The organism is Romboutsia sp. 1001713B170131_170501_G6 (assembly GCF_015668195.1).
Taxonomy (GTDB): Bacteria; Bacillota; Clostridia; order Peptostreptococcales; family Peptostreptococcaceae; genus Romboutsia_C.
Map to the genome: position 1 here is coordinate 931,074 of NZ_JADPFC010000001.1, position 12,287 is coordinate 943,360.

Here is a 12,287-nt window from a genome sequence, read left to right on the forward strand (position 1 = left end):
AATTTTGATAATATAAATTATAAGGAGAAAGAAATGGAAGATACTAGAGACTTAAAAGATAGTAAAAAACTTATCTCAGACATACAAGCACAATATCCAAGACTTAGTAAAGGGCAAAAGCTAATAGCTCAATATATACTATCAAACTATGATAAAGTAGCTTTTATGACAGCTTGTAAATTGGGGGAAACAGTAGGGGTTAGTGAATCTACAGTAGTCAGATTTGCAAATGCACTAGGTTATTCTGGATATCCTAAACTTCAAGAAGCACTACAAGAACTTATAAAAAATAAGCTTACAACAGTTCAAAGAGTGGAAATGGCAAAAGAATATTCAGATGATAGTACAATACTTAATAAAATACTAAAAGGCGATATAGATAATATAAAATCAACGCTAGAAACAATAGATGAAAAAGCATTTGAGGAATCTGCAAATAAGATACTTAAAGCCAGAAAAATATATATATTAGGTATGAGAAGTTCATTTACTATAGCTCAATATTTAGGCTTTTACTTAGATATAATACTTGATAACGTTCATATAATAAGAATGGATATGGGAGATGCATTTGAACAAATAGTAAAAATAAATGAAGAAGATGTAATAATAGCTATAAGCTTCCCAAGATATTCTAAAAAGTCATATCAAATAGTAAGCTATGCTAAAGAAAAAGGAGCTCATATAATATCATTAACAGATAGTTTATTTGCGCCAGTTGCATCTTTAGCAGATGATGTATTATTAGTAAAAAGCAATATGGCATCATTTGTCGATTCACTAGTACCTGCATTAAGTATAGCTAATGCGTTAATAGTATCTGTTGGTATGAAAGAAAAAGAAGATATAAAAGAACACTTTAGTGATTTAGAAAAAATTTGGGATCAATATTCCGTTTATGAATAGGTTTAAAATAAGCAATATACTTAGCAAATTAAGTTTGGTATATTGCTTATTTTTTATAGTTTTTAAAGTACCGTATAATCTTTTAAGTTTATAAATTATTTATATACATTAAAATGCTTTAAATATACTCCATCTTTTTCTTTTTTAGAACGAGTATCGAAAGGATTATTTATAAGTGCTTTTATATATAAGCTAGGATAATTATAACTTAAATAATTGATATAATGACACCACATATAAGTTAGATATCGATAAACCTGAGATATATCACTTTCTAAATGCTCCTTTTCATATTCTTGAATATCTAGATTGTATCTAGTATCAATTTCTTCTTTCAAGTGAAAAAGTGCCATAATAGTTTCTGTAAAGGTTTCGTGATCATGTAAATATTCATTACTTATTAAAATTACAAGTAAGTTCTTACTTTCATGAAGAGAATTTTTTATGACAGTTAAATCAATATTATTTAAGTCAATTTTATAGTCATATTTAGATGTAACTAATTTAATGTTTTTAAAATAATCAGCATCATTTATTAATTTATCTAAATCAACCATATTTCTGATATTATTAATATTTTTATCACCGATAGTAAATTGATTAAGCAATTTAGTTCCTACCTCTGTGAAGAATACACCTATTAGTAGGCTAAGCTTTTCTACTATATGTGCCCTTTCTCTTTTTTCTAGCAATTTATCTATGAATAACGTTGTGAAAAATACCTCCATAGGGATAAAGGCTATATCTGCAAATAAAAATATCAAAGTATGATGAGCATCTTTAAATACTAAGTAATGTATATAGTGCAAAAACAATGACAATAAAATAAGAAATGCGCCTATCAGCATATTTCCATTTTTAAATTTTTTCATTAAATCCTCCAGTTTTTTTAATCAAATACTTCATTTACGTATAGAAAGTAATTAATTATGCTTTTAATAACTTTTGCCAAAGTTAATGATGATATACATTTTTAGTTAAGATAAATTTTACCTAGTATTATAAAATAACTATATTTTTAATTTATTTGAATTATTTTTTAGATACTCTCTTTTATTTTTATAATCTGGTATTACACTTTCAACTAAGTTCCAAAACTCTTTTGAATGATTCATATGCTTTAAATGGCATAACTCATGCACTAATATATAATCAATAATATCAATAGGTGCTAAAAATATTCTCCAGTTTATGTATATATTACCTAGGGAAGAACAAGTACCCCATGTAGTTTTTTGTTCTTTAACTTTAATATTTTCAGGATATATATTTAAAATTTTAGAATATATGTTTAATCTTTCTTTAATTTTTTCATTACCAGAGGTTATAAACCATTCTTTAAGTAATTCGTAAATTGTATTACGCCTATTTGATATACTTATATGAGAGCTTATATCTACTATAAACTCACGTTCTTTTAAATATATACTATTTTTAGATAAGAATTTATCATCATTAATTCTTAATGTATAGAGATTACCAAGGTAATAAATATTATCTCCATCTATAAGTTCAAGTTTTTTTGTATTAAAATTTATCTCATCAAATTCACGTAATTTATTCGATATCCAAGAAATCTTAGATTTAAGTAAATCATTAATATAGGAATTAGATATACCACTTGGTGAAGTTACAGTAACTATCCCTGGATATTTAACTTTAATAGAAATGTTTTTTATATTAGATTTTTTTATTATAGAATATTTTATAATATTATCTTTGTATTTAATTTCATGCAATGATTTAACCCTCCAAATAAATGTATTAACTTTATTTTACATAAAAAAATAGATTATTAATATAAAAATATATTGACAATGTTACAAAAAGATAATAGAATCATTAGAAATAAATAATTTAGAGAATCTACGTATAATCCCAATGATATGGTTTGGGAGTTTCTACCAAGAACCGATAATTCTTGATTACGAAGGAGTTTTACATGATTTTAGTGTGCAAGCTTCTTTGTGATCAAGAATTTTTTTATATAAAAAATTAAAAACATAGAAAATTAGGGAGGCGATTTATTATGAGGAAATTACCCAAAATAGAACTACATTGTCACTTAGATGGGAGTGTTAGACCACAAACAATAATAGATATAGCAAAGAGGGAAAATATAGAGATACCTTCATATAAAGAAAATGAAATAAAAGAATTAGTAATGATAAAAAAAGATTGCACATCGCTTAATGAGTATTTAGAGAAATTTGACTTACCAAATAAAGTAATGCAAAGCAAAGCAAGCTTAAAGCAAATAGCTTTTGAACTTTTAGAAGATGCACAAAGAGAAAATGTAAAATATATAGAAATTAGGTTTGCACCACTATTACACATAAATAAGGGGTTAAGTGTAAAAGAAGTAATACAAAGTGTAATAGATGGAATAAAAGAAGCTCAAAAGATATATGATATAAAAGGTAATATAATATTATCTTGTTTAAGAACTATGAGTGTAGAGGATGGTATTAAAGTTGTAGAATCTGGGAAAGAATTTATAAACAAAGGAGTAGTGGCTATAGATTTAGCAGGATGTGAAGAAGAAGGATTTTGTAGTAAGTTTAAGCCTGTAATAGATAAGGCTAGAGAATATGGCTATAATGTAACTATACATGCAGGAGAAGCAGCAAGTGGGCAAAATGTTATAGATGCTATAAATTTACTAGGAGCAAAAAGAATAGGTCATGGTGTTAGAATAAAAGATATGAAAGAAGCCTATGATTTAGTAAAATCAAACAAAGTATATCTTGAGATGTGCCCAACAAGCAACATTCAAACTAAAGCAATAGATGATTTTAATAATTATCCATTATATGATTTTTACAAAGATGGAATATATGTGACGTTAAATACAGATAATAGAACAGTATCTAATATAGATCTAACAAATGAGATAGATTTAATCTTTGATAAATTTAATATTAATGAAATAGAGTATAAAAATATATACTTAAATGCAGTAGAAGCAACATTTTCAGATGAACAAATTAAAAATTGGTTAAAAAGCTTTATATAAATAAAAATCACCTCTTGAGTAAGTTAAATTACTCAAGAGGTGATTTTTGCTTAAAATGATTTATCATTAAATTAAAATATAATTTATGGTCAAAAATTTATTATAGTTTAGGCATTTATTCGAAAAAGCGAGCAAATATAACTACATTTTTTTAGGTTCATCATAAGTAGTACCAAATGTATCTACTTTAATTGAATCTATAATTACCTTTCTAGTAGGAGCATCATTTTTGCCAGTCTCAATATTTTCTATTTTAGAAACTACATCTATACCGTCAATAACCTTGCCAAAAGAAGCATATTGTCCGTCTAAATGAGGAGAATCTTTAGTTACTATAAAGAATTGACTTCCAGCACTATTTTTATTTTGACTTCTAGCCATAGATAATACTCCTTTAATATGCTTTAAATCATTTTTAAACTTATTCTTAGTAAACTCTCCATAAATACTATATCCAGGACCACCCATACCAGTTCCATCAGGGTCTCCACCTTGAATCATAAAATCTTTTATGACTCTATGAAAAGTTAAACCATCATAAAAACCACTATTAGCTAAGTGTATAAAGTTATTAACTGTATTTGGGGCTATATGAGGATATAGCTCAGCTCTAACCGTTCCAAAATCCTTAAATATTATAGTAGCAATAGGAAGATTTTCAGGTGGAGTTCTGACTTCATCATCAATTTCACTATTTGAAGAACATCCAACTAAAGCTAAAGCACCTGCAATTAAAGCTCCTATAAAACCTTTCTTTGTCTTATTTCCCACAAAATCACCATCCTAGTTAAATTTTAGTCGTTTTATTATAGCATAAAAAATATATTTTTTTGTAATAAAAAATTAATATAAATTTTTATTATAGCATTATATATAAATTAGTACATATAATATGTAAATATATTTATATATAAGTTAAAAATACTTTTTACATTACAGAGGTAAAAACATGAAAAAATACAAAAATGCCTATCAATACTTTGTAGAGTATTTTTATTTTTAGTTATAGCAGTTAATATAAATTCTTATGCAAATGAACCTATAATGGAGTACAAATTTACTGTAGAGCAACAAAAAGTAAAAAGAGCAGAATTTATATGGAGAACCTGTATAAAAAAACTTAGACAAGAAAAAGTATTAAGCAACACAGATGCTAAAGCTATAAATAAATATATATCTGACAAAATGAAAAATAAAAGATATGAAGCTCATATCAATAACTATAAGTATCAAAAAGATGCATTAAAAATAAAAAATGTAGATGAAATTGTATCTAAAAATATAATAACTAAAGAACTGGGAAAGATATTAAAAAAAGAACTGGCAAGTTATAATCTAAATAACTTAGACTACTAAAATGCTATGTAGAAAATACATATAAAATAAGGTACTATAAAATGGTAAGGGGGGAAGATAATGAAAAAATATAAAAATATAATATTTGATATTGATGGTACTATATTAAATACAGCAAATATGAATATATATCCATTAATCAAGCTAATTAAAGAGGAAAAAGAAGTAGATATGACATATGAAAGCCTTTTATTTGCTTTGGGTCTTCCAGGAAAGAAAACTCTAGAGATATTAGGATTTAATAATATTGATAAATCTTATGAAAAGTGGGTTAAGTATGTAAATGAATATGAAAAAAAGGCAACACTTTATGATGGAATTGAAGATATTATAAAACATATTCATTCTAAAAATATAATATGTGGAATTGTAAGTTCAAAAAATAAGTCTCAATATAAAGTTGACTTTATGCCTACAGGACTTCATGAGTGTATGAGTGCTATAGTATTAGAAGAAGATACAAAATATCATAAGCCACACCCAGAACCATTAAAAAAAGTAATGGAAATGTTAAATATAAATTCATATGATACATTATATATAGGAGACTCCATATCGGACTATAATTGTTCTAAGAGTTGTGAGGTAGACTTTGCTTTAGCTTTATGGGGAGCCGTAGATAAAAATATAAATGCAACTATAAGTTTAAATGAACCTAGTGATATATTAAATCTTATATAAAGATAAAATAGATTATGGATATATAACCATAATCTATTTTATATTATTTAAATTGATTAGTATACTTTTTATTTTTCTTATCCTTACATCCTAAATCTTCTTTTTCAAAAGAAGGGCAAGTTCCTTCTAATCTTTTTTTAGTAGTATTAGTCATTTTAACATTACTATCTGAATTAAATTCTGGTCTAGTATTTTTCTTCATAACAATTTTTCTCCTATCATATCTTTATAGTTAGTATGTCTATATAATTTATAAAATATTTATTGTAAAAATATATAAAACCATATTTATAAAAAATAATAAAAACATTGACTTCCATAGCAAAAAGAGTATTATATTGTTAGTATAAATATATAAATTTAACAAAATAAGAGGTGATAATATTGCACCAAATTAGAGTTCATATCAAAGAAAGTCGATTGATCTTAATTTCCTTTTTAAGGTGGTTTGTATTAGCATCTATATCTGGTGCTGTTGTTGGATTAGTAATCTCTTCATTTTTAAATTGTTTACAATTTGCAACAAATACAAGAAAATCTAATCCGTGGCTTTTATATTTACTTCCATTAGGAGGGGCATTAGTAAGTTACTTATATGCTAAATTTGGAAGAGATTCAGCTAAGGGAAATAACCTTATAATTGAAAGAATTAATGAAGGACAAGGTCATATACCATTTAGGATGGCGCCATTGGTATTTTTTGGAACATTTGTTACTCATTTGTTTGGTGGATCAGCAGGTAGAGAAGGTACTGGAGTACAAATAGGTGCAAGTATTTCAGCAAAGATAGGTAGAATACTAAAATTAAAAGGATTAGATTATACAATATTAATAATAAGTGGAGTTAGTAGTGGTTTTGGGGTAGTATTTGGAACACCTATAGCAGGTACTGTATTTGGACTTGAAGTAAGCTCTATTGGTAAAATGAGGTACGAAGCTATAATACCATGTTTTGTATCAAGTTATATTGGAAACTTTATAGCTAAATTACTTAATGTTCACCACAGTCACTATAATGTAGTTGAGGTTATAGGTGGTGTTGACGTATTTTTTAAGGTAATATTGTGTGCAGCTTTATTTGGTCTTACAAGTAAACTATTTGCAGAACTTACACATGAATTAAAGAAATTTTTTAGCAAAAAAATACCAAATTCAACTTTAAAAAGTTTTATAGGCGGAATAATAATTATAATTATTGTATTAATACTTGGAACCAGAATATATTTAGGATTAAGTTTGGATTTGCTAAGTGATTCATTTACAACAGTAGTTTCTAAAGATTCATTTATAATAAAACTAGTATTAACTTCACTTACTTTAGCTGTAGGTTTTCAAGGTGGTGAGGTAACTCCATTATTTGTAATAGGTGCTACACTTGGAAATTTACTTGCTGGAATAGTTGGGTTACCTATTTCATTTTTAGCAGGTATGGGTATGATAGCTGTATTTGCTGGAGCAACCAAAACTCCTATATCATCATTTATAATGGGTGTAGAGCTATTTGGTTCTTCGAATATGGAATATCTATTTATAGTTTGTGCAATAAGTTATGTGTTTGCAGGTAGAAGTACTATATATACATCTCAGAAAAATTCATTATTTAAACCAGATGAAGAAGATATATACATTTAAAGACAATATATGATAACATAAAAATATATATAATTAAAAGGTAGGGAAAAATATGAATAAAAAGGGCAATATTTTAATAGATTCACTTTTAGAACAAGGAAATATTTATAAGTTAAAATGTAATAAATGTAAATCTGTATCAGTACAAATTACTGAAAATAAAGAACCAGATTATAAATGCTCTGACTGTGATGGAACATATACAATAATTAAATAGTATCCATGTAAAATAAAAGTAAAAAGTACTTGCCAAAGTTAAATAACTTTAGTAAGTACTTTTCCTAATTTTATTCTCTAATAAATAACATTAAATTTAAAATATATATGTAAATAGAACTTTTTATTTAAAGCATTTAGAACATGGACTATAACCTTTATCTAAAGCTTCTTTTTCAGTCAATTTTATAGCCCCCTTCATTCCATGAGAAGTTCTTGATTTATGATAGTATTTAGACTTACTATTACCACCATTAGCATATACTACATTTTTATCATTTGAATTTATAGTCCCAGAACTTTCTTTTTCATTTACCTTAGACATATCATATCCTTTATCAGTTACATACCCATCAATTGACCATATATTTAACTTATTAGATTTAGCTTCATTTTGAGTTTTATTTAGTGAGTCAAGATGTTTAGTTTGATTGTATATATAACCAACTCTTGCCAATCCTTCTTCTACAACTCTTTCATTATACATTTCTAATTTTTTGTGTTCAGGACAAGTATACCATAGATACCCAAGATACCTTCCATATTTATCTGTTGAGGTTTTTCCATCAAGCTCAAAGTAAACAGTATCACCCTTTTTTAGCAATGATTTAGCAAATTCAGAAGCCTCAGGACCATATTTTTGGACACCAAGATTTGGATGCTTAGTTTCCGGAGTATCTATTAATAATAATCTAGTATCAACTTCTTTATTATTAGGAAGTATTATTTCAACTGTATCTCCATCCACAACTCTATCAACAGTAGTTTTTATTACATCTTTAGAATTTACATCTAAATCTTGACTTACATTACTCTTATGATTAGAAATCTGGCTATCTAAGACTTTAGAATTAGATGTTTTACTAGTACATCCTACAAAAAGTAATGGTATTGATATTACAATAGATAATAAGCTTCTTTTATATTTTAGTTTCTCTAAAATTTTCATTTTATTCACCTCTTTTACATACTTTATATATAATACTATTTATCTTGAATTTGATGCAACTATTTTGTAGTAAAATGATGAAATTTGTTTTATAGAAATTTTAAAGTATTTTTGATAAATTATCAAAATTAATATATATAATAAGCAATATATATAATAAAAATTAAAGTTTATGCCTAAAAATGATTACATAAGGATATAATGGGTATATAGTTATACATAATTTAAAACTTTTAGGAGGATACAAATGTCAAATTGTAGTTCATGTCCATCAAAATCAAGTTGTAAGAGCCAATCTACTTGTAATATAGAAAATAATCCAAAAAATAATATAAAAAAAATTATAGGTGTTATGAGTGGTAAAGGTGGAGTTGGTAAATCAACTATAACAGCACTACTTGCTAAGAAACTAAATAAAATGGGATATAAGGTTGGTATCCTTGATTCTGATATAACAGGACCTAGTATTCCAAGACTTATGGGTGTATCAAATGAGAGAGCTATATCTCCAAATGGTAAAGATATATACCCTGTAATAACTAAAGAAAATATAAAAACAATGTCTGTAAATTATATGGTAGATAATGAAAACCAGCCAATAGTTTGGAAAGGACCATTAATAGGAAATACTGTAAAGCAATTTTATAGAGATGTTATGTGGGAAGAGTTAGATTATTTATTAATAGATATGCCTCCAGGAACAGGAGATGTAGCATTAACTGTTATGCAGTCTATTCCTTTAACTGGAATAGTAATGGTATCAGTTCCTCAAGATATGATATCAATGATAGTTGCCAAAGCTGTTAATATGGCCAAAATGCTAAATATTGATATATTAGGTGTAGTTGAAAATATGAGTTATATACAATGCCCTGATTGTGATAAAAAAATAAAGTTATTTGAAGGAGAAGAAACGGAAAAATTCTTGAGTGAAATGAATTTAAAGTTACTTGGAGAACTTCCTATGACTAAAGAAATAGTAAATATAACTCACAATGGAGTAAATGAAATAAGTAAGGAATTAGATAGTATACTGACAGGTATAGTGAATAATATAAAATAATAAATAAAAATAAAGCTACTAAATTAGTAGCTTTATTTTTATTTTAAATCTATAATCTAATATATGATTAATATAAGGGAGATGACTATTATGAAGCTTATAGATTTACATTGCGATACAATAGATAGACTAATGGAAGCAGATAAAGATTTATATGAAAATAATTTTTCTGTAGACATAAAAAAATTAAGAAAATCAAATTCTATTTTACAAGTATTTGCATTATATTTTGATCTAAATAAATATAGGTTAGATCCATATAAAAGATTTGAAGACATGTATGAAAAATTTAATAAAGAGATAATTAAAAATAGAGAGTATATAGGTCTAGTAACAAGTTATCAGGATATAGTATCTAATATTAATAATAATAAAATATCAGCAATTCTTTCAATCGAAGAAGGAGGAGCTATAAATGGAAATATAGATAATTTATATAAAATACATGATAAAGGTGTTAGATTGATAACATTAACTTGGAATTATGAAAATGAAATAGGCTATCCTCATAATAATTACGATTTTAGTGACAATCCTTTAAAATCATTTGGGAAAAAAGTAGTTGAATGCATGAATGAACTTAATATGATAATAGATGTCTCTCATTTAAATGATGGAGGGTTTCATGATGTAGCTAATATATCTAAAAAACCATTTATAGCATCGCATTCAAATGCTAGAAGTATAACTAATGTCACTAGAAATCTAAGTGATGACATGATAAAAATATTAGCCAATAGTGGTGGTGTTATGGGAATAAATTTCTGTAGTTATTTTACAGGAAAAAGTTCTATAACTAAAATAGATGATATAATACATCATATAAAGCATATAGCAAATATTGGTGGGATAGATGTAATTTCTATAGGAAGTGATTTTGATGGAATAGAAAATATAGTCGAAGTTTATGATATAGGTGAAATGGAAAAACTTTATAACTCACTAAAAAAAGCTGGATTTAAAGAAGATGAAATTGATAAAATGATGTATAAAAATGCATTAAGAGTTATAAAGGATGTTCTCTAGAAAGTTTTAAAGAGAATATATTAACATAATATAAATCTAAAGAATATCATACATTAAAATGAATTTTGGGAGGTATATTATGAAATATGCTAGCTATAAAAAAGGAGTTATAATTGATATAACTAGTATTGAAAATGGTAAGTATATATTTATAACTATAGGTGAAGAGCCCGGTAATATATACACTTATACAAGGCTTGTATATTCTGATAAGACTTTAATACTAGATCATGAGTATAATGAAATATCTGTTAAAGATTTAAATATAGGAGACTTTGTAGTCGCATATCATTCTAATATCATGACCTTAAGTATACCACCACAGACTAATGTATATATAATTGAAGTTAAGTAGTTATATAAGGAGACAAAATATGAAAAAGCTAATGATTATAGAAGATTCAAAGACTATAAGAGAAGAGTTAAAAGCGTTACTTAATAGGTATGGTTATGAAGTATTTGCATCAGACAAGTTTGAAAATATAATAAATGATGTAGAAAATGAAAAACCACATTTGATATTACTAGATATTAATTTACCTATATATGATGGATTTTATATATGTAGAGAGATAAGAAAGATTTCTAATATACCAATAATAATAGTTACAAGTAGAGATAATGAAGTAGATGAACTTATGAGTATAAATTTAGGTGCAGATGATTTTGTAACTAAACCCTATAATACACAAATACTTTTAGCACGTATAAGTTCTGTATTAAAAAGAGTTTACAATGATTCAGGAAATATGGATATTCTTGAATACAAGGATTTAAGTTTAAATCTATCAAAGGGAACTGTAAAATCGTCTACAGGTTCTTTGGAAATTAGTAAAAATGATATAAAGATATTATCTTATCTTATAAAAAATAAAGAGAAAATAGTAACTAGAGAAGAATTAATGAACTATATGTGGAATTCAGACTTATACGTTGATGATAATACACTATCTGTAAATATAAATAGGCTTAGAAAAAAATTAGAAGAAATAGGTCTTAAGGATTATATAGAGACTAGAAGAGGGCTAGGGTATATAATGAAATAAAAAAGTACAGCTAAATTAGTTGTACTTTTTTATTTCATTTTATTTTAGATATATTTATTAAAATCGACAAATTACTTTATTTTATGTAACTATATATGTAAATTTGAATATATATATACTAAAAGAAAACTATAAATTGGAGGGTACAATGTCTAAAAAAAACAATAAAAATTCTAAGACTAAAAAGATAAATCAAAAAAATTCAAAGAATAAACCTCAAGATTCTATAAATCTAAATAATGAAATAAAGGAGATTTTACTGAAAAAGTTAATAGAAAAGATAAAATAAAAAACCTGAAACTATCAGGTTTTTTATTTTATCTTTTTAAAGAATAAGATTAAAACTTAAGGGAAAAATTAAATAGTAAATTATAAAATTGTATAAGAGGTGCAGAC

General features: G+C 25.7%; 16 protein-coding genes and 1 riboswitch. Of the genes, 11 read left to right on the forward strand and 5 right to left on the reverse strand.

The genetic code is table 11. From position 1 onward, the window contains the following. Positions 1–33: 33 nt before the first annotated feature. Entirely contained in the window at positions 34–906 is an 873-nt protein-coding gene (locus tag I4U89_RS04685; protein WP_092925918.1) for a MurR/RpiR family transcriptional regulator, read from the forward strand. Between the two features lie 95 nt (positions 907–1,001). Here I4U89_RS04685 and I4U89_RS04690 read toward each other — a convergent pair whose 3' ends face one another. Together I4U89_RS04690 and I4U89_RS04695 are read right to left on the reverse strand one after the other, a co-directional pair. Continuing rightward, complete coding sequence (locus tag I4U89_RS04690) at positions 1,002–1,778, reverse strand: hypothetical protein (RefSeq protein WP_195938799.1); 777 nt, start codon at positions 1,776–1,778, stop codon at positions 1,002–1,004. 138 nt (positions 1,779–1,916) lie between these two features. Further along, entirely contained in the window at positions 1,917–2,645 is a 729-nt protein-coding gene (locus I4U89_RS04695; protein WP_195938801.1) for a M48 family metallopeptidase, read from the reverse strand. Positions 2,646–2,754: 109 nt separating this feature from the next. After that, positions 2,755–2,854: riboswitch (purine riboswitch) on the forward strand. A gap of 81 nt (positions 2,855–2,935) precedes the next feature. Here I4U89_RS04695 and add point away from each other — a divergent pair. Next, positions 2,936–3,922, forward strand: coding sequence for an adenosine deaminase (add, locus tag I4U89_RS04700; protein WP_195938803.1), 987 nt, complete (start codon positions 2,936–2,938; stop codon positions 3,920–3,922). A gap of 141 nt (positions 3,923–4,063) precedes the next feature. Here add and I4U89_RS04705 read toward each other — a convergent pair whose 3' ends face one another. Next, positions 4,064–4,693, reverse strand: coding sequence for a peptidylprolyl isomerase (locus I4U89_RS04705; RefSeq protein WP_195938805.1), 630 nt, complete (start codon positions 4,691–4,693; stop codon positions 4,064–4,066). Positions 4,694–4,966: 273 nt separating this feature from the next. Here I4U89_RS04705 and I4U89_RS04710 point away from each other — a divergent pair, with 273 nt between their 5' ends. Together I4U89_RS04710 and I4U89_RS04715 are read left to right on the forward strand one after the other, a co-directional pair. Continuing rightward, on the forward strand, positions 4,967–5,278 hold the full coding sequence (locus I4U89_RS04710) for a hypothetical protein (protein ID WP_195938807.1): 312 nt from the start codon (positions 4,967–4,969) through the stop codon (positions 5,276–5,278). A gap of 60 nt (positions 5,279–5,338) precedes the next feature. Continuing rightward, positions 5,339–5,959: an HAD family hydrolase gene (locus tag I4U89_RS04715; RefSeq protein WP_195938809.1), complete on the forward strand. Its 621-nt coding sequence runs from the start codon at positions 5,339–5,341 to the stop codon at positions 5,957–5,959. 43 nt (positions 5,960–6,002) lie between these two features. Here the strand turns inward: I4U89_RS04715 and I4U89_RS04720 are convergent, their stop codons facing one another. Next, complete coding sequence (locus I4U89_RS04720) at positions 6,003–6,161, reverse strand: hypothetical protein (RefSeq protein WP_195938811.1); 159 nt, start codon at positions 6,159–6,161, stop codon at positions 6,003–6,005. Between the two features lie 182 nt (positions 6,162–6,343). On the opposite strand from I4U89_RS04720, the gene I4U89_RS04725 reads away from it, so the two are divergent. Both I4U89_RS04725 and I4U89_RS04730 read left to right on the forward strand, forming a co-directional pair. After that, a complete protein-coding gene (locus I4U89_RS04725) occupies positions 6,344–7,591 on the forward strand; it encodes a chloride channel protein (RefSeq protein ID WP_195938813.1) in 1,248 nt (415 codons plus the stop codon). A 52-nt stretch (positions 7,592–7,643) separates the two neighbouring features. Beyond that, positions 7,644–7,808, forward strand: a complete 165-nt coding sequence (locus I4U89_RS04730) for a hypothetical protein (RefSeq protein WP_195938815.1) — start codon at positions 7,644–7,646, stop codon at positions 7,806–7,808. Between the two features lie 123 nt (positions 7,809–7,931). On the opposite strand, the gene I4U89_RS04735 is transcribed toward I4U89_RS04730, so the two are convergent. Beyond that, positions 7,932–8,756 carry a thermonuclease family protein gene (locus I4U89_RS04735; RefSeq protein ID WP_195938816.1) on the reverse strand — a complete coding sequence of 275 codons (825 nt, stop codon included), beginning with the start codon at positions 8,754–8,756 and terminating at the stop codon, positions 7,932–7,934. A gap of 247 nt (positions 8,757–9,003) precedes the next feature. Between I4U89_RS04735 and I4U89_RS04740 the strand changes: the two genes are divergently transcribed. From I4U89_RS04740 to I4U89_RS04760, 5 genes are all read left to right on the forward strand, one after another. Beyond that, a complete protein-coding gene (locus tag I4U89_RS04740; protein WP_195938818.1) occupies positions 9,004–9,819 on the forward strand; it encodes an Mrp/NBP35 family ATP-binding protein in 816 nt (271 codons plus the stop codon). A gap of 90 nt (positions 9,820–9,909) precedes the next feature. Beyond that, positions 9,910–10,845, forward strand: coding sequence for a dipeptidase (locus tag I4U89_RS04745; RefSeq protein WP_195938819.1), 936 nt, complete (start codon positions 9,910–9,912; stop codon positions 10,843–10,845). A gap of 79 nt (positions 10,846–10,924) precedes the next feature. Beyond that, positions 10,925–11,200 (forward strand): hypothetical protein, encoded by a 276-nt coding sequence (locus I4U89_RS04750; protein WP_195938821.1) that lies wholly within the window; start codon positions 10,925–10,927, stop codon positions 11,198–11,200. 19 nt (positions 11,201–11,219) lie between these two features. Beyond that, positions 11,220–11,891 (forward strand): response regulator transcription factor, encoded by a 672-nt coding sequence (locus I4U89_RS04755; RefSeq protein WP_195938823.1) that lies wholly within the window; start codon positions 11,220–11,222, stop codon positions 11,889–11,891. A gap of 148 nt (positions 11,892–12,039) precedes the next feature. Further along, the gene (locus I4U89_RS04760; protein ID WP_195938825.1) at positions 12,040–12,180 is read left to right on the forward strand and encodes a hypothetical protein; all 141 of its coding nucleotides are present in this window, start codon (positions 12,040–12,042) and stop codon (positions 12,178–12,180) included. The last annotated feature ends 107 nt before the right edge of the window (positions 12,181–12,287 follow it).